This is a genomic window from Lacinutrix salivirga, from assembly GCF_053604675.1.
The window spans coordinates 44906-69247 of the sequence record NZ_JBSHNP010000101.1 but is presented as its reverse complement, the minus strand read 5'-3'; the positions used below and the strand labels follow the sequence as shown (position 1 = coordinate 69247).

Annotated in this window: 22 protein-coding genes and 1 pseudogene; 8 read left to right on the top strand and 15 right to left on the bottom strand. The window is 32.2% G+C overall.

The annotated features are described in order from the left end of the window. The first annotated feature begins 12 nt into the window (after positions 1 to 12). Positions 13 to 2469 (top strand): TonB-dependent receptor domain-containing protein, encoded by a 2457-nt coding sequence (locus ACVC5O_RS06835; protein ID WP_452220728.1) that lies wholly within the window; start codon positions 13 to 15, stop codon positions 2467 to 2469. A 141-nt stretch (positions 2470 to 2610) separates the two neighbouring features. Here the strand turns inward: ACVC5O_RS06835 and ACVC5O_RS06830 are convergent, their stop codons facing one another. Then, complete coding sequence (locus ACVC5O_RS06830) at positions 2611 to 2784, bottom strand: hypothetical protein (protein ID WP_452220727.1); 174 nt, start codon at positions 2782 to 2784, stop codon at positions 2611 to 2613. A 226-nt stretch (positions 2785 to 3010) separates the two neighbouring features. Between ACVC5O_RS06830 and ACVC5O_RS06825 the strand changes: the two genes are divergently transcribed. After that, positions 3011 to 3973 (top strand): lipid A deacylase LpxR family protein, encoded by a 963-nt coding sequence (locus tag ACVC5O_RS06825; RefSeq protein ID WP_452220726.1) that lies wholly within the window; start codon positions 3011 to 3013, stop codon positions 3971 to 3973. Between the two features lie 64 nt (positions 3974 to 4037). On the opposite strand, the gene ACVC5O_RS06820 is transcribed toward ACVC5O_RS06825, so the two are convergent. The 4 genes and pseudogenes from ACVC5O_RS06820 to ACVC5O_RS06805 all read right to left on the bottom strand — a co-directional run bounded on the left by ACVC5O_RS06820 (position 4038) and on the right by ACVC5O_RS06805 (position 6538). Then, positions 4038 to 5138 carry an alkene reductase gene (locus tag ACVC5O_RS06820; protein WP_452220725.1) on the bottom strand — a complete coding sequence of 367 codons (1101 nt, stop codon included), beginning with the start codon at positions 5136 to 5138 and terminating at the stop codon, positions 4038 to 4040. 26 nt (positions 5139 to 5164) lie between these two features. Next, positions 5165 to 5551: a hypothetical protein gene (locus ACVC5O_RS06815; RefSeq protein ID WP_452220724.1), complete on the bottom strand. Its 387-nt coding sequence runs from the start codon at positions 5549 to 5551 to the stop codon at positions 5165 to 5167. A gap of 3 nt (positions 5552 to 5554) precedes the next feature. After that, positions 5555 to 6250, bottom strand: a pseudogene (locus tag ACVC5O_RS06810) (polysaccharide deacetylase family protein); the annotation flags it as partial. A 21-nt stretch (positions 6251 to 6271) separates the two neighbouring features. Next, positions 6272 to 6538 (bottom strand): hypothetical protein, encoded by a 267-nt coding sequence (locus ACVC5O_RS06805; RefSeq protein WP_452220723.1) that lies wholly within the window; start codon positions 6536 to 6538, stop codon positions 6272 to 6274. 93 nt (positions 6539 to 6631) lie between these two features. On the opposite strand from ACVC5O_RS06805, the gene ACVC5O_RS06800 reads away from it, so the two are divergent. Both ACVC5O_RS06800 and fumC read left to right on the top strand, forming a co-directional pair. Beyond that, positions 6632 to 7477 carry an AraC family transcriptional regulator gene (locus ACVC5O_RS06800; RefSeq protein ID WP_452220722.1) on the top strand — a complete coding sequence of 282 codons (846 nt, stop codon included), beginning with the start codon at positions 6632 to 6634 and terminating at the stop codon, positions 7475 to 7477. A 93-nt stretch (positions 7478 to 7570) separates the two neighbouring features. Beyond that, positions 7571 to 8968, top strand: a complete 1398-nt coding sequence (fumC, locus tag ACVC5O_RS06795; RefSeq protein ID WP_452220721.1) for a class II fumarate hydratase — start codon at positions 7571 to 7573, stop codon at positions 8966 to 8968. A gap of 171 nt (positions 8969 to 9139) precedes the next feature. Here the strand turns inward: fumC and ACVC5O_RS06790 are convergent, their stop codons facing one another. Continuing rightward, entirely contained in the window at positions 9140 to 9715 is a 576-nt protein-coding gene (locus ACVC5O_RS06790) for a Crp/Fnr family transcriptional regulator (RefSeq protein ID WP_452220720.1), read from the bottom strand. A 71-nt stretch (positions 9716 to 9786) separates the two neighbouring features. Between ACVC5O_RS06790 and hutI the strand changes: the two genes are divergently transcribed. Continuing rightward, complete coding sequence (hutI, locus tag ACVC5O_RS06785; RefSeq protein WP_452220719.1) at positions 9787 to 11022, top strand: imidazolonepropionase; 1236 nt, start codon at positions 9787 to 9789, stop codon at positions 11020 to 11022. Further along, positions 11006 to 11569 (top strand): hypothetical protein, encoded by a 564-nt coding sequence (locus tag ACVC5O_RS06780; RefSeq protein ID WP_452220718.1) that lies wholly within the window; start codon positions 11006 to 11008, stop codon positions 11567 to 11569. Before hutI ends, ACVC5O_RS06780 begins: the two co-directional genes overlap by 17 nt. Positions 11570 to 11637: 68 nt before the next feature. Here the strand turns inward: ACVC5O_RS06780 and ACVC5O_RS06775 are convergent, their stop codons facing one another. Beyond that, positions 11638 to 12531, bottom strand: coding sequence for a chromosome partitioning protein ParA (locus tag ACVC5O_RS06775; protein WP_452220717.1), 894 nt, complete (start codon positions 12529 to 12531; stop codon positions 11638 to 11640). 111 nt (positions 12532 to 12642) lie between these two features. Here ACVC5O_RS06775 and ACVC5O_RS06770 point away from each other — a divergent pair, with 111 nt between their 5' ends. Both ACVC5O_RS06770 and ACVC5O_RS06765 read left to right on the top strand, forming a co-directional pair. Then, positions 12643 to 13662 (top strand): formimidoylglutamase, encoded by a 1020-nt coding sequence (locus tag ACVC5O_RS06770; protein WP_452220716.1) that lies wholly within the window; start codon positions 12643 to 12645, stop codon positions 13660 to 13662. Then, the gene (locus ACVC5O_RS06765; protein WP_452220715.1) at positions 13652 to 14122 is read left to right on the top strand and encodes a GNAT family N-acetyltransferase; all 471 of its coding nucleotides are present in this window, start codon (positions 13652 to 13654) and stop codon (positions 14120 to 14122) included. Before ACVC5O_RS06770 ends, ACVC5O_RS06765 begins: the two co-directional genes overlap by 11 nt. Here the strand turns inward: ACVC5O_RS06765 and ACVC5O_RS06760 are convergent. The 8 genes from ACVC5O_RS06760 to ACVC5O_RS06725 all read right to left on the bottom strand — a co-directional run bounded on the left by ACVC5O_RS06760 (position 14106) and on the right by ACVC5O_RS06725 (position 24195). Then, positions 14106 to 14588: a hypothetical protein gene (locus ACVC5O_RS06760; protein WP_452220714.1), complete on the bottom strand. Its 483-nt coding sequence runs from the start codon at positions 14586 to 14588 to the stop codon at positions 14106 to 14108. The genes ACVC5O_RS06765 and ACVC5O_RS06760 overlap by 17 nt on opposite strands. Then, on the bottom strand, positions 14589 to 16355 hold the full coding sequence (locus ACVC5O_RS06755) for a hypothetical protein (protein ID WP_452220713.1): 1767 nt from the start codon (positions 16353 to 16355) through the stop codon (positions 14589 to 14591). Positions 16356 to 16689: 334 nt separating this feature from the next. Beyond that, a complete protein-coding gene (locus ACVC5O_RS06750; RefSeq protein WP_452220712.1) occupies positions 16690 to 17238 on the bottom strand; it encodes a hypothetical protein in 549 nt (182 codons plus the stop codon). 94 nt (positions 17239 to 17332) lie between these two features. Further along, complete coding sequence (locus ACVC5O_RS06745; protein WP_452220711.1) at positions 17333 to 18568, bottom strand: DUF6638 family protein; 1236 nt, start codon at positions 18566 to 18568, stop codon at positions 17333 to 17335. Between the two features lie 537 nt (positions 18569 to 19105). After that, entirely contained in the window at positions 19106 to 21067 is a 1962-nt protein-coding gene (locus ACVC5O_RS06740; RefSeq protein WP_452220710.1) for an AAA family ATPase, read from the bottom strand. Positions 21068 to 21202: 135 nt separating this feature from the next. Next, on the bottom strand, positions 21203 to 21562 hold the full coding sequence (locus ACVC5O_RS06735; RefSeq protein ID WP_452220709.1) for a four helix bundle protein: 360 nt from the start codon (positions 21560 to 21562) through the stop codon (positions 21203 to 21205). Between the two features lie 34 nt (positions 21563 to 21596). After that, on the bottom strand, positions 21597 to 22634 hold the full coding sequence (locus ACVC5O_RS06730; protein ID WP_452220708.1) for a hypothetical protein: 1038 nt from the start codon (positions 22632 to 22634) through the stop codon (positions 21597 to 21599). Between the two features lie 208 nt (positions 22635 to 22842). Further along, a complete protein-coding gene (locus ACVC5O_RS06725) occupies positions 22843 to 24195 on the bottom strand; it encodes a microtubule-binding protein (RefSeq protein ID WP_452220707.1) in 1353 nt (450 codons plus the stop codon). Positions 24196 to 24342 lie beyond the last annotated feature (147 nt).

Sequence of the window (24342 nt, the reverse complement as noted above, 5' to 3'; positions counted from 1 at the left end):
AAAACTAAGATTATGCAAAACTATTTATTTTCTTTAATTGCTTTATTTTTAATTTCTACAACAAGCTTTGCTCAAACACCAGAAGGCAAAGAGGTAACAATAAAGGGTATTGTTTTAGATAACGATACACAAGAGCCTTTAGAATTTGCTACAGTTATATTTAAAGATGTAAATACACCAAGCAAAGTTACTGGAGGGATAACAGATATAAAAGGTGCTTACAGCATTCCTGTAGAAACAGGCACTTACAATGTAGCTATTGAGTATATTGGATTTAAGACTAAAGATCTAGGAGTAAAAACAATTACAAAAGACGAAGATTTTGGGACTCAAAGATTAGATATCGATGCGCAATCTTTAGGCGAAATCGAAATTATTGCCGAAAAAACCACTGTAGAAATTAGGCTAGATAAAAAAATCTATAACGTAGGTAAAGACCTAACTGTTAGTGGTGGTACAGTAAGTGATGTTTTAGATAATGTGCCTTCTGTTTCTGTAGATGTTGAAGGAAATGTCGCTTTACGCGGAAATGATAACGTTCGTATTTTAATTAACGGGAAACCTTCAGGATTAGTAGGATTAAATTCTACAGATGCTTTACGTCAACTACCAGCAGAATCAATTGAAAAAGTTGAAGTGATTACCTCACCATCAGCAAGATATGATGCTGAAGGTACTGCAGGAATTTTAAATATAATTTTACGTCGTAGCAAACTACAAGGCCTAAATGGAGCAATAACTACTAATGTAGGTTATAATCCATCTGCAGGAATTTCTGGTAATATTAACTACAGAACTGGTGATTTAAATATTTTTAATACAACTGGTTATAGTTATAGAGAAGCTCCAGGAAACTCCTACTCTAATACACAATTTTTAAATAGAGTTTTTGATGATAATGGAAATTTAATCGAAGACAATCCAGATATATTTACTGAAGAAATTAGAGAATACGATCGTATTCGTAAAGGATTAAACACAAATTTTGGTGTAGAATGGTATATTAACGATTCGGCTTCGTTAACTACTTCTGTATTTTATAGAGATAGTGATAATGAAAGAAATACAACAAATACAACGTTCCAAACAGACGCTTTTGGAAACACCACAACTAATGTACGTTTAGATCCAGAATTAGAGGATGATAAAACGGTACAATATTCAGTTAATTTTAATAAAGATTTTAATACTAGTGGACATAAATTAACTTTCGATTTTCAATATGAGGACAACAACGAAAGTGAAAACTCCTTAGTCCAGTCCGACAATGTTTTAACAAACGATATTTCTAGCATTGAGGAGCAAAGTCGTATTTTGTTACAAACAGATTATGTGTTACCTATTGGTGAGAACAGTCAGTTTGAAGCAGGTTATAGAGGAAATTACAACTCACAATCTACAGACTTTATAGTAAAATCCTTAAACTCAGACAATGTATTGGTGTTAGACAATACGCAATCTAATTTGTTTAATTATAAAGAAAACCTAACTGCTGTTTATACGCAATTTGGTAGTAAAATGGGTAAATTCTCTTACCTTTTAGGGTTACGCTTAGAAAACACACAATTAACTATAGACCAACCAACAAGTGGTGATTATAGCAAAAGAAATTACACTGGATTATTTCCAACGGTAAATTTAAGTTACGAGCTTAGTGATAAAGAAAATGTAACATTAGGTTATGCCAGACGATTACGAAGACCACGTTCGTATTTTATAAATCCATTCCCATCGTTTTCTAGTTTAACTAATGTTTTTAGAGGAAACCCAGAATTAGACCCAAGTTACTCTGGTCAGTTTGATTTAGGCTATTTAAAACGTTTTGGAAAATTTACTATCAATGCCTCTACCTATTATTCTCATGCAACAGATGTGTTTAATTATATAAATTTTGATACTGGAGAAACGGCAACAATTTCAGGACAAGAAATCCCAATTATTGAACGTACTCCTATAAACTTAGCTACTCAAGACAGAATTGGTGCAGAGTTTACAGTAACTTATAGTCCTTCGAGAAAATGGCGTATAAACACAAATTTTAACTTTTTTCAATCGGAAGTTAATGGAACAACACCAAATGGCTTATCGTTAGACAATAAAAACACTAGTTGGTTTGCACGTTTAAGTAATAAATATACTTTACCAGCAAGCATAGATTGGCAAACAAATATATTTTATAGAGGTCCAAGTGAAGATGCTCAAAATAAAAACGAAGGGATTTTATCTACTTCTATGGCATTTAGTAAAGACTTATTTAAAGAAAAAGCCTCTATAGCATTTAACGTTAGTGATTTATTTAATAGCCGAAAAAGACAACAAACAACCACTACTCCAACGTATATAAGCGATAGCGAATTCCAATGGAGAGAGCGTAGTTTTAATTTATCGTTTACTTACCGCTTTAACCAGAAAAAGAAGCGTGAACGTGGTGGACGTGGAGATGGCGACGATATGGAGTTTGAAGGATAAGTTTTAGTGTGTAGTGTTCGGTAAACTCTTTAAATATTTATTGAAACGCTATTTATAGTACTTTTCTTTACAACACCTATAAAAACAAAAAAGAGGAAATTCTAATAGAATTTCCTCTTTTTTAAGTTATAATTTTTAAGTTTAAGCGTTACGCTTAGCCTTTTTTTCTTCTTTAATTTCTTTTAAACGCTCCATTAAGCTTCCTCCAATCCAATAAGGAACAACAAAAGTTATTAAAAAAATCATTAACCAAAAGCCTATGGTTAAGATAGTTAAAAATGCTAAAAAGCCTAAATATTGGTCAAATTCGAACATAATGCGTTTAATTGTGGTTTAAATCTTAGGCAAATATAAAGCAATCTCCTTTTTTAAACAATACAAAGTCTAAAATTATTAACAGAGTTATTAAAAGAAAGACTTAATAGTTATAAATATTAGTTTATAAAGAAAAATTAATTTCTTTTAAAAACTGATACAATAATGCACATTATTAATCAACCAATAACAAAACCAAAACCTAATAAATAGCGTAAGTAGTGGTATGAACAAACATATATTACTCCTACTCTTTTTTGTAAGTTTTACAAGCATCACTTATGCTCAAAAAATAGATAATTTAATCTCTTTTCGGGATATTAAGCGCGAAAGCTATTTTAGATATAATTATGAAAACGATTACTTTGCTGCAACCGACGAGAATTACACGCAAGGTTATAATTTTGAGTTAGTTTTAAAAAGTTTAGCAAAAAACCCAATAAATGTTGTATTCCTAAAACCGAAACATTCCACTATTAAATACGGTTTATCTTTAGAGCATATTGGTTTTACGCCAAACGATTATGAAAGTGAAGATATCCAGTTTGGCGACAGGCCTTTTGCTGCTGCAATTATGTTGAAGAGTTTTATAATCTCTTCAAATTTTGAAAATAAATCGCGTTTTACATCTTCATTAAACATAGGAATTATTGGTCCTGGAGCTTTTGGAGAAGAAATGCAAGTTGGCATCCACAAAGCAACAGGCAATAAAATCCCGAAAGGTTGGAAACACCAAATTAAAAACGATGTTGTTATTAATTACGAAATAGGTTTCGAAAAACAACTCTATAAAAATAATAACTTATTCTCTCTACAAGCGCATAGTAACCTTAAATTAGGAACGTTATTTACCAATGCTTCTGTAGGATTTAATGCCACTCTTGGGATTATTAATACTCCTTTCTCTATATCAAACTCTACTAAACATTTTAAAGTGTATGCTTATTTTCAACCCATTGCAACACTTGTTGGTTACGATGCTACTTTACAAGGTGGAGTTTTTAATACAAAAAGTCCATATACAATTGCTTCTAGTGACATTACTCGTTTTACTGCGCAATATAATTATGGTTTAGTATTAAAAACGAGAACACTCTATTTTGAGTATTCTCGCTCTGCTATCACTCGCGAATTTACAACAGGTTCTTCCGCAAAATGGGGAGGAATTAAAATTGGATTTACGTATTAAAGTTTAGTTTAAAACTATTAGATTTAAAAATAAATGACTCTCCTTTTACTTAATGTTTTTTTAGTTATAAAAACGGATAATCTGTATAACCTCTAGCTGTTCCTCCTCCAAACAGTGTATGATTATCGCTAATTTCGTTCATTTCAGCATTTAGTTTTACCCGTTTTGGGTAGTCTGGATTGGTTAAAAATTTTCTTCCAAAACCAACTAAATCCACTAAATTATCTCCTAATAAATCATTGGCTTGTTTTGGCGTTTTATTACCAGTTGCTATAATAGTTTTGGAGAAATTTTTTCTTAATTCAACTCTAAAATCCTGTGGGATTTCAGGCGCATCATCCCAATCTGCTTCACATAAATGAATATAAGTAACACCTATTTTTTCTAATGCTTTTGCAGCAATTTGTATGGTCTCTAAAATTTCTGGATCATTCATGTCTTTAAAACTAATAAATGGCGATAAGCGAACACCTGTTTTTTCTGTTCCTATTTCGTTGGCAACAGCCTCAGTAATTTCATTTAAAATACGTACTCTGTTTTCTTTACTTCCACCATAATCGTCTTTCCTTTCGTTAGAATTACTTCTTAAAAACTGATCGATTAAATAGCCATTAGCTGCATGTATTTCTACACCATCAAAACCTGCCTCAATGGCATTTTTTGCACCAATTCTAAACTCTTCAATTACTTGTTTTATATCGGCTTTAGTCATTTCTTTTGGTGTTTCAACTGGCACAAAAGTAGCGTCGCCATTTGGCGCACCATCAAAAATATATACATTAGTTTCTTTAGCTATTTTCGCAGATGGTCCAATAGGTTGCAGTCCATTTACTTTAGAAGAGCTCACACGACCAACATGCCATAATTGTAAGAATATTTTACTTCCTTTTTTATGCACTTGGTCGGTTACTAATTTCCAACCTTCAATTTGCTCTTGTGTATAAATTCCAGGTGTTTTAGAGTAGCCTTTTCCTTGTAAAGAGATTTGTGTAGCTTCGCTAATTATAAGTCCTGCGGAAGCTCTTTGTCCGTAATATTTTGCCATTAATGCGTTTGGTATATCTCCTGGTTGTGATGCTCTAGAACGCGTCATTGGTGCCATTAGAAAACGATTTTCTAAAGAAATGCCATTCATGCTATATGGTGTAAAAAGTGTGTTTTTCATAGTTATTTCCCGAGAAAGCGGGAATCTCATTTTTTAAATTCTACTGTTGTAAATTTTAAGGTTGTGCTGCCTATATTTTCTAAATTATGAATAAAATAATGGTCTTCGCTTAAATTCTTAAAATGCTTAATATCGTTTGTTTCGTATTCTGTTTCTACTATTTTTCCGTTAGAAAAAAAAGAACGTGACTTTCCTTTACGATTTGCTGTATAAAAGTAAGGTTTGTTATGTTTATGAAATGGCAAGGATTTTCCTTTTTCTAAACTAATACTCCACACTTTAAAGCTCTCTGTTTCAAGTAATAAATACTCACCAACATTATCGTTAGTTTCTGCTTTTTTTAGAGCTTCTTTTAATTCTTCCGTCCAAAAAGAATCCCAATGTCCTTCATTATTGATTGTTTTACTAATCATAGTTTATCTATTGAATTCAATTTCAGAATTATCAATGGGTGTATTCGGATCGTTTTTAATCATATTTGCAATGTCATCTTTCCTCATAAATACAACGCCTTCGTGTTGTTTTGCATATTCAATAAATTGATCTACTGCATTAACTACAGCTGGAGCTCCACCAATACGATCGTGCATACTTACAGACATCATGCGTCTCTTAGTAGCTCCTTCTGCATATAATTGGTCGAATTCCATTTTTAATTGTGCTAAATGTTGGTCTGGACTCCACGATTTTCCTTCAATATTTACAATATCATTATTTCTAAGTGTGTAAGGCATAACCACAAAATCCTTACCTCTTACTTTAGTTATAAAAGGCTCGTCTCTACTTAAATCATCTATATGGTATAAAAAATCTAACTCTTGCAATACCTTTAAAGTGTTTGGTCCACGACGCAACCAATTGGCATTATAACCACGACCACGTTGTCCTGTAATAGCTTCTACTGTATCGATTCCTTTTTTAATAAATCGCAACTCGTCTTCATAACTTAAATCCCATTGATCGCTCCAAGCAATGCCATGTGCTGCAATCTCGTGTCCACCAATTGCTATGGCTTTTGCAACTTCCGGATATGTTATTGCAGCTTCTCCAACAACATGCGAAGTGACTTTTACATTGTGCTTTTCCCAAAGGTCTAACATTCTATAAACACCTTCTTTCGCACCATAACGAAACTAACTTTCTGCTGGCATATCTGGATTGCCTTTTGGTAATGGGTTACCAGAGAACGGACTCTCGGCACCTTCTGGCTGTCCACCTGTTTCAAATTGCATAGAAATTGAAATCACTAATTGCGCATCGTTTGGCCAATAGCTCTTGTCTGCTTTTTTAATTTTAACGTTAGTTTGTTTTTCAATTTTCCTATCGCTTTTTTGGCAAGAGGTCAATCCTATAAATAAAAATAATGCACCTGCTAATGTTATAACTATTGATTTTTTCATAATTAACTGTTTTTATATGGTACAAAGATAGCAGTAACTGGAAGTTATATAGTTGTACAAATACATTGTATATTTGTATAATTATATTACACTATGTCGAAACGTTTTTATATTACCAAAAATTTAGATGTCTTAGAGTTTGAAGCTGTTGAGGAATGGGGTTATCCCAGACATAATCATAACTTTTTTGAACTAACATTTATTTTAAAAGGCTCTGGACACCACATTTTAAATGATACTGTTATAGATTACAATAAAGGTGATCTCTTTTTTTTAACTCCTAAAGATGAGCACGAGTTTGTGATAGCTGAACCCACAACATTTGGTATTATAAAATTTACCGAACAATTATTTTTAGAAAAAGCCACCTTTTCTTCCAGTACCTATTGGCGAAAAAATATTGAAACTGTAATTTTCCATTCAAATATAATTACAGAAAGTATTGTGCATTATCATACTGATAAAACGCAACTTTTTGGATTGTACGAATTGATAAAAAATGAATTGCATGAACCGCAAGTATATAGTAGAAATGTGTTAACTGAATTGTTTGGTGCTTTACTAATCATATTATCTAGAAATTTAAAATCTAGCTTAAAACATAAGCTAAGTACAACAAGTTCAAATTCTGAAAAAATTGAGCGCATGTTAAGTTACATCAGGCAAAATGTATTACATAAAGAACGTATTAAGATTAAAACTATTGCTGAAGAATTCCACATGTCACCTAATTACATTAGCATATTTATTAAAAAACATGCTGGTATTTCCATACAACAATACGTTATACAAACCAAAATAAAAATGGCAGAGCGTTTATTAAAACAATCAAATTTATCCATTAATGAAATTGCAGATAAAACAGGATTTGTAGATGCTAGCCATTTTAATAGAATATTTAAAAAATATAATGGTAAAAATCCTACTGAGTATAATTAATTATAGAATTTACACGCTATTCTAATTAACAAATACTTATAATTAAAACATTAAAATTTTCGTAATTTTGCACACTAATTAATCAACATCACTATGGAATACAGAATAGAAAAAGACACTATGGGAGACGTTAAAGTGCCAGCCAATAAGCTTTGGGGAGCACAAACCGAACGTTCTCGTAATAACTTTAAAATTGGTGCTGCAGCATCAATGCCTTTAGAAATTGTTTATGGATTTGCTTACTTAAAAAAAGCAGCTGCATATACTAATGCAGAATTAGGTGTTTTAGCAGAAGAAAAACGCGATTTGATAGCAAAAGTATGTGACGAAATTTTAGATGGACAGCACGATGATCAATTTCCGTTAGTTATTTGGCAAACAGGTTCTGGGACACAAAGTAATATGAATGTTAACGAAGTTATTGCTAATAGAGCACACCAAATTGCTGGTAAAACTATTGGTGAAGGTGACAAAACAATTCAGCCAAACGATGATGTAAATAAGTCACAATCCTCTAACGATACGTTTCCAACAGGAATGCACATTGCAGCTTACAAAAAGGTGGTAGAAACTACTATTCCTGGTGTGATACAATTACGCAACACTTTACACGAAAAATCTATAGCCTTTAAAAACGTTGTTAAAATTGGTCGTACACATTTAATGGATGCAACACCTTTAACACTTGGTCAGGAATTTTCTGGTTATGTATCACAATTAGATCATGGTTTAAAAGCTTTAGAAAATACTTTGCCTCATTTAGCAGAATTAGCTTTAGGTGGAACAGCTGTTGGTACAGGTTTAAACACACCAAACGGTTACGATGTTTTAGTGGCTAAATACATTGCACAATTTACAGGATTACCTTTTGTAACTGCAGAGAATAAATTTGAAGCACTCGCTGCTCATGATGCTATTGTAGAAACTCATGGTGCCTTAAAACAATTAGCTGTATCTCTAAATAAAATAGCAAACGATATTCGTATGATGGCTTCTGGTCCTCGTTCTGGTATTGGAGAAATTACAATTCCTGCAAACGAACCAGGTAGTTCTATAATGCCAGGAAAAGTAAATCCTACGCAATGCGAAGCTCTAACAATGGTTTGTGCTCAAGTAATGGGTAACGATGTTGCTATTACTGTTGGTGGCACACAAGGACATTACGAGCTTAACGTATTTAAACCAATGATGGCTGCAAATATTTTACAAAGTGCACAATTAATTGGTGATGCTTGTGCTAGTTTCGATGAGCATTGTGCTGCTGGAATTGAGCCAAACCACGAAGTGATTAAGCAACTGTTAAACAACTCTCTAATGTTAGTCACTGCTTTAAATACTAAAATTGGATACTATAAAGCCGCAGAGATTGCAAATACTGCTCATAAAAATGGAACAACGTTAAAAGAAGAAGCTATTAATTTAGGTTATGTTTCTGCAGAAGATTATGACGAATGGGTAAAACCAGAAGACATGGTTGGAAGCTTGCAATAACAGTACTTCTAAACATAACTATTTAAAATATCAAAAAGCCGATGGACAATAAAGTCATCGGCTTTTCTACTTAAAAAAGTCAGCTATTAGTTCTTAGGGATTTAGAAAATAGCTTTGTGCAAGTATAGTTAACAAATCAATTTTACCCCTTAACATAGGTTAATAAATAAATTATAGTTTTGCACGAATTCTACTTAATTGCACTGGTGTAATATTTAAATATGAAGCAATTTGGTATTGCGGTATTAAATTATCTACATTAGGAATGCGTTGCCTTAACATTAAATAGCGTTTTTTAGCATCGTGCGATACAAACTCTACAAATTTTTTTTCATTATCATGTATTAAAGATTCTAGAAATTCAGAATAAAAGGTAAGTACTTCAATATTTGTTTTACATAATTCTGCAAAGCCTTTAAAATCAATTTCATAGATTTCACTATCGGTTAAAGTTTCATATACAGTTTCTGAAGGTGATTGGTTTAGCAAGGCTTTAAACGAAGCGAAAAATACAATTGGTGTAAATAAAGATTTAGTAACTTCTTTACCATTTTCTAAAGGAATATAAGAGCGAATAACACCCTTGTTAATTATAAAAATTTTATCTGGTACTTCGCCTGCTTCTAAAATACGAATATTTGATTTTAGTTTTTTATAAGTAGCTAAAGCTTGTAGCTTTTTAAAAACTGGCTCAGAAATTGGATAAAAACTTGCTATAAATTTATAGTTTTCTTTTATATAGTCCATTGGTTTAGGGATAAAAACAATAATTAATTGCTAAATTTATGCTTTTAAAATAATTGCTCAAAATAGAACTTATGTCCATTTTAATAAAAAATATTAAAGAACTCCTTCAAATTAGAGAAACCTCAGTAAATAAAGTAGCTGGCAAAGCTATGAAAAGTCTTCCTACTCTAAAAAACGCGTATGTGCTAATTGAGCACGATACGATTGTAGATTTTGGAGAAATGGATAATATTGGTCACCTAACAGCAGAAACTATAATTGACGCTACTGGACAAATGGTGTTGCCAACCTGGTGCGATAGTCACACACATATTGTTTATGCTGGAAATCGTGAACAAGAATTTGTAGATAGAATAAATGGATTGAGTTACGAGGCTATTGCAAATCGTGGTGGTGGGATTTTAAATTCGGCAGAACGACTTCAAAACACCAGCGAAGAAGAGTTGTACAACCAATCTGTTAAACGTCTAAAAAACGTTATGCAATTAGGTACAGGAGCCATAGAAATTAAATCTGGCTATGGTTTAACTGTAGAAGCAGAACTTAAAATGTTACGTGTCATTAAGCGTATAAAAAAGGAGTTTCCTGTAAAAGTAAAAGCTACCTTTTTAGGTGCTCATGCACTTCCAAAGGAATATAAAAATGATAAAAATGGCTATCTCAATTTAATTATTAACGAGATGCTTCCGCAGATTGCAAAAGAGCAATTAGCACATTATATAGATATATTTTGTGAAAAAGGTTATTTCGATTTAGACGATACAGAACGTATGCTTTCCGCAGGAAAAAAGTATGGTCTTAGACCTAAAATCCATGTCAATCAATTTAATGCTTTTGGTGGTATTGCACTTGGTGTTAAACATAATGCATTGAGTGTTGACCATTTAGAAGAGTTAACACCTGAAGATATAGATGCACTAAAAAACACAGAAACTATGCCTGTGGCTTTACCTTCTTGCTCCTATTTTTTAAATATTCCTTATACTCCTGCCCGACAACTTATTGATGCAGGCTTGCCTTTAGCAATAGCATCAGACTATAATCCTGGATCTACACCAAGCGGAAATATGAATTTTGTACTTAGCACAGCGTGTATAAAATTAAGAATGACACCAGAAGAAGCCATAAATGCAGCCACAATAAATGGTGCTTATGCTATGGGAATTCAAAACCAATATGGAAGCATTACCAAAGGCAAAAAAGCAAATATAATTATCACTAAACCAGTGCCAAGTTATAACTATTTACCTTACGCTTTTGGCGAAAACCATATCGATAAAGTGATTATAAATGGACAAATCGTTTAACTTTAAACTCACTGCAAAAACGCCATTAACACAACTGTGTTTAGCTAACGATTTAAGTGATTTTATTTCACTTTGTGAATTTGTTAAACAACTTCCCTACGGAAGAAACTCCGACCGAAGCGATTACACTTTAGTATTAATAGAGCACAGAGGAACCTGCTCCACAAAACATGCATTTTTAAAACAAATAGCTATAGAGCATAATAAAAATGAAGTCAATCTCTGTTTAGGAATTTATAAAATGAAAGACTCCAATACCAAAGGAGTTGGTGGTATTTTAAGAAAATATAAATTAGACTATTTACCAGAAGCACACACCTATTTAAAAATCAATACTAAAATACGTGATGTTACAAAACAAGAACAAAGCAATAACGCTTTTACTACTAGCCTTTTAACTGAAAACTTTATACAACCAAAAGACATTGGAGATTATAAAGTAAATGTGCACAAAACGTATTTAAAACAGTGGATACAATCACATAATATACCTTATACTTTTAAAGACATTTGGACTTTTAGAGAAGCTTGTATAGCCAGTTTATAACAAAAAAACGCCAATACACTTTGTAGCATATTGGCATTTTTTAAAGGGCTTGTTTTATAATATTCTTACTATCTTAAAGTAAATTCAGAAGTTGATACTCTTTCGTTTTCACTAAAAACATTAACCACGTAACGTCCTTTTTCAAACTTTTTATCGCCATCAGGAAGAATAAATTCGCAAATATTTAAATTCGCATTCTCATAATTAAACTTACTTATAATACTATAATTTAATGTTTCTTCTCCAAACTGTACAGCTGCATTGGCTCCAAGTATATTGTTTAAAGGGTCTAAAACCTGAACATATAATTGTTTGTCGCCAGCATCAATAAGTTTGTTTTTGGCAACTGTAAAACACACTCTAATTTTATCGCTACGTCTTGCACGTTCTGTTGGTATTAATTTCCCAGAACTACGCTCAATAACTCCAAAACCTTTAAGTCCAGTAGTATTTAATGTTGCAGCACTTTCTACAACTTGTGCTAAAGCTGTGTTTTGTATTAATAAAGAGTCGTTAAAAGCCAAACGCTCGTCTAACTTAATACGTGTACTATCTAATGAGGTTGCTAATAATTGGTTTTCTACTTTAAGTTTGTCGTTTTCAGCTAATAACGTATTCATTTCGTCTTGTAAAGCTAAATACTTTTTCTTGTACTTCCACAAACTTTTTACGTTGGTTTCTGCGGTTTGAAGCGAGTCGATTAAACCTTGAATACGTTCTTTAGCTTCAATTAAATTCTGGTTTGCAATATCATTTTCATTAATTGCTAGGTCATATTGTGCTGCCATAGCGGTTAAATCCTTCATGACTGCAACTTTTTCCTCAGTAAGTTGAGTTTCGGTTTCTTTCTTCTCTTTATACAAAGACGAAGTATAAATTCCTGTACCAATAAAAAGCGCTAAAGCAATTCCTAAAGCTACTTTTAAACCAATACTACTTGCATTATTTGTGCTATTCATCATAAATAAAAAATTAAATTCAACAGTTATAAGTTAAAACTTTGTTTTTGGATTAATAATTATTTTTTTAAGTATTAAAACTGTAATTTTAAATGCTAAAACTATTCAAAAAAAATGGATAAACTTGTTGTCTATAATTCGTCAAATGTAGAAAAATTTATAAACAAACGCCAAGGCGAAACCAAATTTGGAGAACATATTAAGCTACTACAGCCAAACACAAGTATATACGATGCTCTTAAAAGTCTGGATGTTTTATATGTTTTAGTAGGCATCCCAGAATCTGTTGGTGTTTTTGCAAACTACGGAAAAACAGGAGCTTACAAGGCTTGGCAAGCTACAATTAAAGTTTTGTTAAATGTGCAAAGTAACCCTTTAACACACCCAGAAAAACTACTTCTTTTGGGTCATTTAGATTTTACAGATGAAGAAGAACAAATTAAAACACTTAACCAGAATAAGAAAAAAGACCTTAATAAAGCGCGATCTATAGTCGAAACCATCGATACACACGTTAGTCACCTAATGTCAACTATTGTAAATGCAGGGAAAATTCCAATAGCTATTGGAGGTGGACATAACAATGCCTACGGAATGATTAAAGGGACGTCACTTGCTTTAAAAAAGCCTATTAACGCTATTAATTTTGATGCGCATACAGACTTTAGAGCTCTTGAAGGTAGGCATAGCGGAAATGGATTTAGTTATGCTACAAAAGAAGGGTTTTTAAAAAATTATTTTGTTTTTGGATTGCACAACAATTACACCTCACAACCTATTTTTGAACAATTTGAAACTACTAAATCTTTAGATTTTGTGTCCTATGAAGCGATGCAGATTAGTAAAACTAGCTCTTTTAACAAAGGAATTAAACAAGGAAAAAACTTTGTTTGCAAAGCGCCTTTTGGGTTAGAATTAGATTGCGACAGTATAATCAACATACCAAGTAGTGCGATGACACCTAGTGGGTTTTCAGTTGAAAAAGCCAGACGTTTTATAACTGAATTTGCTAAAGAACAGAACATTAAATACCTACACATTTGCGAAGCTGCTCCATCCAAAAAACAAACTAACCAAGTAGGAAAACTAATTACTTATCTTATTACCGATTTTATTAGAGCTCATGGAAATTAATATTATCCCATTTAAAAAAGAGTATAGCAATACTTTTTATACGCTTAATAGAGAGTGGCTAGACACTTATTTTTATGTAGAACCTTACGACGAGGAAGTGCTTAGCAAACCAGAAGATTATATAATAAACAAAGGTGGTTTTATCTTTTTTGCACTACTTAACGCTAAAGTTGTTGGTACTTATGCTTTAATGCCATTACCAAAACAAAATGCTTTTGAACTCACCAAAATGGCAGTGTCTCCAAATTATAGAGGACAAAAAATTGGACAACACTTATTACAACATTGTATTGATTTTGCTAAAAATAGTTCTTTTAAAAGACTACTACTCTACTCTAGCCGAAAACTAGAAAACGCAATTTATTTATATCGCAAATTCGGATTTATAGAAATTCCTGTCGAAGAAAATTGTGTCTATGAGCGATGTGATATTAAAATGGAGTTTATTGAGCTTTTATAATTTTAATAAAAGAGGCTATTAATTTCTTTTCTTCTTCAAATACAATTAAGTGCAACATAAAATAAATACAAAGAAAAAAAGGAAAAATAAGAATTAACAAAAATAAAGGAATTTCTAAATCAAAAATAAAATTTACAGTGAGTGCAAAAAACGGAATGGTTAAAATTGTAAATAGCCAATATTTAGTGCTTGTTTGAAGCTTTATTTTTACAGTATTATCATCTAATTCTTCTACAACGCCATGAGCAATAATTGAACTTTTAGTCTTGTAGTGTATATCAAACACATAATTTGTGCCTATTGAAAAGTTTAAACTTATTAAAAACTCATTTGCATTTAACCAATGCGTAAAGAAATTTTTATCATCATTAGTGCTAGTAATTTCTTTAAGCTTTAAAACACTTAAGTTAGCTTGAAGCTCCTTATTAATAGGTTTTAAAAATGAAAAATAACCATTACATCCCATTTAATTCAAGGCTTTCAAAGAATCTAACTCACGTTGTAAACGCTCTATTTCTGTAGCTTCTCTTGCTTTTTTAATAGAATCTATTTGTCCACGTAACTCTTCAACAGTTTTACCATCTTTATTAATACCATTTTTAAAAGTTGTGGAATCTATTGCTGTAAATTGATTATTAATATCTTCAATGACGTCTATTACTTTTTGGTCTTCAACAAAATACTCTCCTATACCTTCACTTGCTCTCCACGCTTCGTTTAATTGGTCGTATATTGTTTTCTCCCATTGGCTTGGATGTTTAGCATCAATCCATACTACATCTCTGTATTCGCTATCAATTAATGCTAAATCTGGTGTTGCAGAACCATCAAATTGCTTGGCATTAGTTTCGCTAATGGCAGATACAGTTCCTAAAAAGAATAAGCGTTTACGACCTGCAATATTTTTTATATATGGTCTAAATTCTACTGGTGTATTTGCACTCCAATCGTATTCTTTTTTAGATTCTTTTACCTTTAATGGCATTGCCGAAACGCCTGCATAACCTTGTTTTTTAGCCGAGTGATTATAATAAAACAATTGGTCTGTTCCATCTGCTGGTACAAATACACTAAAAGTTAAACTTGTACGCTCGTCTCCTACTGGCTCTAAGCCAAACCAATGGTATAAACCACTGTAGGTTGGTACATTAGTGTCTGAAAAATCAAAATCGGTTACAAACGGTTGCTGGTTTTGATCTTTTGGTAATTCAGGAATTTTAACTGCAGTTTCCATATTCCAAGGTAATGGATCGTTAAATCCACCTAAAAATTTTAAAGATTCGGCTTGTAAGCGCGACACTTTTTCGGACAATGTATTTTGCTTGGTTAAAAACGGATAATTTTTAATCTCTTCTCGAGAGATGAAAGTGCCTTTACCAATTAAAATACGCTCTATATAATCGTTAAAATTATGTGCTCCATTGTCAACAACCATTACGCCTCCAAAAGTGGGATAAGGAAAGAAAAAACCTTTCCATTTTATTAAACTCACTACCTGAACCCATTGTCCTGTATCGTTTTTCATGTAAAATGTATCGCTTGGCTCATAATTTAAAAGCATCCAAGGATTAAAACGTTGTACAACTGCATTGTACGTGTTACGACTAAATTTTAAAGATTCTCCAATGGAAAAGGTTACTGGAATACGATTTTCGTTAGAAAAACGTGGAAAAGGTGTTGTACTAGATACCGAAAACACTTCTTCTGTATTATCGCTTAAGCCTTGCCAATAGTATTTTTCGGTTGGTTGTATGGCCATAGTCCATTTATTCTCATCATCTACTCGTACTAAATGTGGTAACGAGACATCTTTAGTTTCTCCAACACTTTCATTTGCCATAGAATAAATATTGCGTAAAGGTTGAATACGCTCGTTTTGTGTTAAGGGTAAGTCATCAATTTCTACTTTATTAAGATTATTAAATACGTTATAGGTTTTCATGTAATCGTACATTTTTGTTTGCCAACCTATAATATACAAAGCGCCAAAAAAGACTATTAACAGTACTAATATTCCAATTCGATTTCCTGTGGAAGCCGAACTTCTAAATTTTCGTAATCCGAAGAATAAAAGAATAGCACTTAACAGGATTATAAATATATATTTTCTAACAAATAGCAATGCTGGCTGGTAATCGTCTCGCAATACAAACAAGGCTATTAATAAAATTAAAGTTAGGATTACAACTATCCTTTTTTGCTTTCCGCCTTTATTCCAGTAGTTTTTTATCATAATTATTTATCATTCCTGCGAAGGCAGGAATCTGTTTTTTTAATTCTGAATTATTTTATGTTCTATTAGGTTTCGACTGCGCTCAGCCAGACCATTATTTAATTGTTTTTTTCATTATTAACACTTCTTATAGAAAGTACCATAGATATTATTATTAGTATTGGAGCTATGATCCCAAAACTATCTTTCCAATGAAAATTAGTTTTATCTAGAAGTGCTAATTGTACTATAAGTAATATACAAGTAACAACTATAATTATGTATCTGTATTTATTTGAAAACAACATGATTTTTTAATTTTTACTTCTTAAAATTTTTTTTATGTAGAAATTTGCTACATCAATCCCTTATCTTTTAATCGTTCTCGAGCACTTTTCTCGTTTGGTTTACTCTCCTTTTTTGGTTCTTGTATTATTTCTTCTTTAGCAGTTTCAACGGCTTTATTGTCTTTGTTTTTTAAATCGTTTAAAAACTCCTTTCCTTTTTCTAATGTTTCATGATAAACTTCTTCAATAGAATCTGACTTGTCATCAATCACTTCGCCAGATTTAAAGACGAAATTTGCCAAATACGTTCCTACTATGGTTCCAACAATACTAGAGGCAAAAATGGAAATGCCATAATAATTACTAAATATTTTAAAAGGTGTTAAAAACTGAAAAATTACAGCTACTAGCAAAAAAACTCCAGCAACATACACAACTCTTGGTAAAAATGATTGTTTGTACACAAATCCTTTTTTGTCGGAAGGTTTCATTTGTAACTCTTTACTATTTACCATTTTATTTACAAAACGATATAAACCATTTCCGTTAGATTCTCTCCAATAAATAACTATTCCGAAGAGTATCGCTGCTATAAAAATAATAACTTCTAATCCCATTTTTTTGTGTTGTTTTCAAAAACATTTCGACTGCACTAAATGTGACAGTAGAAATATTATTTTAGTTGTTATTTATAAAATTAGTCTAATTTCTTTAAATATTGTTACTAATTGTATCAATAACCCAATCCTTAAAGGAATCATCCCAAGTGTCGTACACTTTATAAAACTCCTCTTTATCGTACCAATACAAGAATAACACATCTTTTGGCGCAATATTTATAAGCAGTTTCCATATTAAATCGAAGTGTTTTGCTTCTAAAGACGAATGTGGTTCGTGCAAGGCTTCATACAGTTTTGCATCTACAATATCACTTAATTTAAATTCGTTACTCATTTCTAGTTTCTCCAAATACCGTTCTACACTCATTATTCGTTTTCTAGATTCTATATCAATTTTATTTAAATAACTCTTAAACAATACGTTATTACTTAAAATCTCATGTTTAGGATGTTGTGTTTCTTTTAAAGCTGCAGCAAATTCGAACTTTTTAACGCGTTCGTATCTTGGTGATTTTACAATAGTTTCTAAATCGCATTCAATAATAGAGTGACTTCTCAGTTTCTCCATAAGCTCTGGCTGGGAGATGTGATAAATAAGCACATCGTAAGTAGTGTCTTTAATAGCTTCTTTATACCATTTAAAATCTTCGAAAACTACTATATCTGAAATAAAGTCGCGTAATACATAAACACCTCCAAAAGCTCTAGTAAAAAAGGAATTGGATGCATATTGAAGACTATGTAAGCTTAAATCGCGATGTCGTAAATCGCCATACGTTTTAGCAGAATCTAAGAGTTTTGCATGAAGCGTTTCGTCTATAAAATTATTACTAGATTTAAAAGTGTCTATTAAGCGAAATTGCTCTTCTTGTACTGCGTTTAAATTATCTATTAGATGAAAATGAATATTTATGTTTTGGTATTTTAAAACATCTAAAGGTTCGTAAAATGTGTCTATTTTTTGATCAAAATCTAAACAAATAGCACTGTCTCTGGTAATATTATTAATTTTTTCGCCATGGATTCTAAACACGTATTGCATCATGGCTTTATCGAAAGTATGAAACGGAATATATACAGGCTTTCCTTTTTGTAATGGTGTAATAATTATGCCATGCGGATTTGCCTCTCCATTATTTAAGTAGTGAATAGTGCCTTTTTCTTCTGCAATTTCTGGACTCCAACCCTTACCATCTATACTAAATGCAGCTAACTTAGTGGCTGTAAAACCAAGCTGCACTAAGCATTTATTATAACGTTCAACGAGTTTGCCGCTAATTGGTATTAGCTCGCTTCTGTATAGGTTTGCTTGTTTTAGTTTTTGCATGTTTATTTCCCTCGAAAGTGGTAATATTTATATTTTTTATATTGAGATCTTCTAGGTTTTCAAAGAAATTCACAGAAAAAATTATTTTAAAGATTCCTCGTCAGCCGTCAATCCTAAATCATCAATCGCAATTCGTCAATCAAAAATTTGAGGTTCCTCGTCATTCGTGCCTCATTCTGTCGGAATGACAAAGAAAATCTTAAATCATAAATCGTTAATCGCAAATCGTTATTCATCATTCGTTAATCAAAAATTTGAGAGTCCTCGTCATTCGTACCTCTTTCTGTCGGAATGACAAAGAAAATCTTAAATCATAAATCGTTAATCGTTATTCATCATTCGTTAATCAAAAATTTGAGATTCCTCGTCATTCGTGCCTCTTTCTGTCTGAATGACAAAGAAAATCTAAAATCATTAATCGTTATTCATCATTCGTTAATCAAAAATTTGAGAGTCCTCGTCATTCGTCAATCGCAAATCGTTATTCATCATTCGTCAATCGCAAATCGTTAATCGTTAATCGTTAATCGTCAATCGCTAATCTCGTTTACCAAACTGCTCGCGTGCTTCTGTATCAATATTTAATTGATTTACTCTTGCATCAACTTTTCGTTTAAAGTCAGTATCTGCAATGGTTGCAACGTTATCTAAATATCTAATAACTTCTTGTTTTCTTATATCTGAAAAATCTAAACCTTTCATATTACTTCTCATTAATTCTTGAAGCATTCCGAATTTAGTATAGTAATCTTGTTTAAAATAGATTTCTGGATTATCAAACCAATCGTTTTCTAAATCAAAATCGGTTAAACGCAACGATACTGCTTTTTGTATATTTCGTACATCACGAGATGAAAAGAAAGGAAATATTTTTTGAATTTCGGTATATAAATGTGCATAAAACATGTGCTCATTGTCTTTATACTTTTTAGATACTCTATCGAAAGTATCACTAACACGTTCTTCGTTTGGTTTTTCTACTTTATCTAAAATTTCACCTAAATTTTTGGCGACTTGTTGCGCGTCTAAATACTTATAATCATTGGGATTACTCATATTTACAAAATCTGGCATGGTGTTATCTAATTTTCGCCACCATAAATAATCCTGATCTACAAAATCGTGTTCATTACGTGCTCCATCTATTTTAAAACGACCTTGCACTCGCGAAATCACAGCTTTATCTAACATTTCTGGTAAATTGGTAAATAACCCAACAGAACTGTTTCCATAATTTACTGCATAAGCACCTTCTGTATAACGTAAAAAGACTCCAATCACTTCTTTTACACCTGCAGAAACGCCTTGTGCAGTACGTTCTTGTAGATTGTTTTCGGCATCGTCAATTGGCGCAAATATTAATCGTGTTGGATCTTGTAAGGGTTTCATCCACTCTACCATTTTCTCGGCAGAACCTCCTTGAAATGTACTAATTAACGTGTCTGGCATTGGATGAAACAAAAACGGAATGTCTAAATTATCGCAATGCTCTTTGAGTCTAGTTGCAATTGCTGCAATTAGCATACTTTTTCCTGTTCCTGGAATTCCATAACCCATAAACACTGGCATAAAACCACCAAGTTCCTGAAAAGGATTCTTTTTGGCTTCAAAATCGTAGCTTAACAGGCGTTCTGTTAAACGACGTGCAAAGTGTTTTGCATCTCTATTACCTACAATTTGCTCAAACTGAATTTTATTAAATTCTATACTTTGTGCTGTACCAGAGAATGCATTATTCCAACCATTGATAGCAAAGTCAGATTTTTCTAGTTTATACGTTCTATCTATTATAGTTTCTGTATATTCTAAGCTACTTTTACGTAGTTGAATTTCGTCTATTAAGGCTTCAAAATAAACCACAGTAAAATCGATGACATCCTTATCGGATTTCACAATGTCTGGATGTGCTAAATACTTATCGTAATAAAACAACTGGCACGACATTCCTTTTAAAGGCGACAAAAATGACACTTCTGGAATACCAGCAAACTTCTGTTTCATTACAGTTAAATCGTCTGAAGCATGTGGTTTTAAATCGTGTAAAATTTTATAAGCAGTTGCAAATAGCATAAATGCTGTAGCTGTATGCATTTTACTTTCGTATTCTCGTTTTTCTGAATTATCTAAAGCCGATTTGTTTTCGGCTAAATTAGATAGTCCAGACGCATCGTAGTAACTTTCTTTTACCCAAATTCCTAAAGTAATCCCTTCTTGTACTGCAAATAAGCTTTGATTTAAATACACTGGTAAAGCAACAGATTCTGGCAATAAGCGCTTTTTTAATGCTAAAATGGTTTTAGAAACCGAAGTTACATTTACATTACTTCCATTATTAGCTCTAGATAAATAGAGTAAAATAGACTCGTCTTTAGCGTCTTTATCTTTGTTTTTAGCACGTTGGCTTTGCTCCCATTGAATACTTTTAAGGTAAGAAGTCGCTTCATCTCGAAGCATATCTAATTCGCTTTGTTTTATTGGGAATGTTGAGTTGTGTTCCATTTATTCAGTCTTCGGTTTGCAGTAAGCAGTATTCAGTATTTACTCAAATTTGCTTACTCAAATTATTAGTTTTATTATAATAAATTATACAGAAGACTGCCAACTGAAGACCGTCTAATGATAACTCTTTTCTTTCTATTTAAATTTTTCAGGATTTTTCATTATGTAATTAATGAGCTTTCCTATTTCTTTACTTTTATTTTGTAGTTCCATTTGTTTTTCATCCGAAATATAATTGCAAGCAACTGCAAAGTCTAACCATAATTGTGTTTCGGAATTTTCACCATCTGCATCAGACATTTTACTTTTAAAATGCTTTTCATATTGTCGTTTTCTATAGCCTTCAGCAATATTAGAACATACAGATCTGCTTGAACGTACCATTTGAGAAGTGAGTCCAAACAATTCAGATTTAGGAAATTCTTTAGTTAAATAAAAAATCTCCATTGCTAAATTGAATCCTTTTTGATATGCTAATAATGTTTTAAACGACATATTATACTTAATAATTTTTCTGACTGCAAACTGATTACTGCAAACTGCTTACTTGTATTGGCGCTTTAGCCAGCTTATTCATAACCTCAGGTGTTTTGTTATATAGTAATTGTATGATTCTATGAGGTGCAAAGACGTAGCGTTTTCTAAACATTCCATCCCATTTTTGGTAGGTTTGTTTACTAAAAAAACCCCCTTCTTTAAATTCGCTTCCTGATTTTAATTCGTCTATTTTAAAAGATATTGCATAGGATTCTAAAGGAATGTCTTTTTTTGCGATGCCTTCTAATATAGCGTGTGTGACTTTGTTTTCGTCTTTTGCAAATACGTTATGTATTGGTCCTAAATCTATTCGTTTTATAAATTTTGGGAATACTTTTGCTAGTTTTTTATCTATTGCATAAGCCATTGTTTCCATATTCATTTCTCGATCTGCAACGGTTTTTAATACTTGGTAAATTTCGGTTTTATAATCTTCTACTTGTTTTCCGTCGTAATTAAAATATAGGTAACATATAAATGGTCTGTTGTGTGACACATCATAAAAGCTCCAACTCACCAAATATTTTGCAGGCGACTGTTCTGGTGCTTCTATAATTTTACCTTGCACAAAACGGTTAAATATATATTCTTTTTTTGCTGAAGTATAATAGACTATGGAAGCTGCTTGAAATAAATCGCGCTTTTTAATAGGCTCTTTTTTTCGCATTAAGGTGTCTAAAAACTCTTCTTTGAGCGTTTCTATTGGTGTTAACTTACCAAGATACTCTTCGCGTAATTCTAAATCATTAAATAGGTATCGAAACTCTAGATAGTTAGGAAAACCAGAATCGGTTAAATCTACCTTCATATTATCTTCATCATCGTACATGTATTTTACACGCATGGCTTCGATAGAATATAACAACAAATCACTGTATTGCTTAAACAACAACACTTCTTGTTTGTTACACAATTGCTGTTCTTGGACTACTACAATAAGTTCTTTTAGTGCAAAATCTACCATTTTATGATAGAAGACGTATTGCTCTTTGGAGTCTAATTGTGCTGAATCTAAAGGGGTTACTATCATAAATAAGTATTCAGTTTACAGTATTCAGTAAGCAGTTTTGCCACGTAATAACAAATTACTTTATTAGTTTAAAATTTGTTTGAGAGTTCTTTTTTGCGTTAAGGATTGAGGCTTTGTTGGAGCTCCTCGCAGAGAGCGACTGCCGAAAGCCTGACCAACTTTTGCCTTAAAAGCAAAAGTTGGTAACGCCATAATTTTATATTACTTATTAACCTAATAAATCGTCGTCGTTGGCTTTTGGCTCTGGCTTCCCATTACCAACTCCACCAGAATCATCTCCACCTGAAGGTGCATTTGGATCTGCTTTATAATACTCGTCGAAAATCTCTTTCATGTCTATACCATAACGATCTGCGAAGTTTTTCTGGATTTCAGAATCTTTAGCTCTAATTTCGCTTAATGCCTCTGCATAGCTACCATAAACGCCTTGCATCACTTTTTCGTGTACTGGAATATTATCCATCATTTCCTGACGTGCTTTGGCGCTTGCTGTATGCATTGCTGCTAGAGTTTCGCCAATATGCTCATCGGTTTTAACACCTAAATGCTCTAAAATTGCTGCAAATTCTTGGTCTGTACGTGCTTTTAAAGCTACGATGTAACCATCGTAATACTTTAATCTTTCGTCTGTATCACTCTTTAATTTTGCACGATGTGTTTGTAAATTGCTACGTAAGGAGGTTAATACTTTAATGGTTAAATTGTGCTTGTGTACAAAGCTATCCTTAGAGGCTGCAAGGGTTGTGTAGGCATTTTTAAGACCTTCTAACTCTTCTACTTTTTGCTCTAATTGTGTCACTTTTGCCAAGGCATCTGAATATTCTGTGGATTGTTTATCTGCAACTTCCTCAAGTGCTTGTCGCGATTGCTTTAGTAAAGCGTATTGCTCCTCTAACTTATCTTCTACTTCTTTCTTTTTTTGTAGTGCTTTCGTGTGGTTATTACTAGCTTCTACTATTGCTGTTTTAAGGCTTTCTTCAACTTCTTTAATTTCTAACTCTCTATCCTTTAAACGTTTTACTGCTGCTTGACTTTTAAACGACAACTCATTTAATAAGGTTTGTACATCTGCGCTTTCTATACGTTGTTGAAAGAGTGCTTTTGCTTTATTATCTGCTGCATCGCGTGTTTTTTGTGCGTCTTTTAATTCTTGCTCTGCTTTTTTGATTTTTCCTTTTCTTCCCCAAAGGTTATTCCAAAAAGTATCTGGTTTAGCATTAGCATCTTCCAACTCTACTTTTGCGCGTTCTAAACGTTTAATCGCATCGTCAATGATCTTTTGCTCTTCAGCGTTTAATGCCGAAAAGCCTTCGAACATTATACCTACTTCATCTTGATAATCTGTTAAATCTTTTATAGCATCTAATAAGGTTGATCTGTCCTTTTCTGCCATATCCACAACGTTATCTAAAGTTGCGTTTAAGATTTTTTGGCGACTTTCTGGGTCGTCTTCTTGTGCCAATTTAGATTTCATTTGGTCAATGGCTTTTCCCCAATTGACATCTACTTTTTCTGTTTTTTCGTTGGAATTTGTTTCTAATAAATCAAAATCATCAGACATATTGTGTAGTGTTTTTTAGTTGAACAATTTATGGATAAGCAATTTCGCTAAAATTTATGTATAATAAAATTAAACTGCCTAAAATATATGTAGCGAAATTATATAATTTGTTACACGAGTTTTTATTTTATCTTTATAAGAAAACTA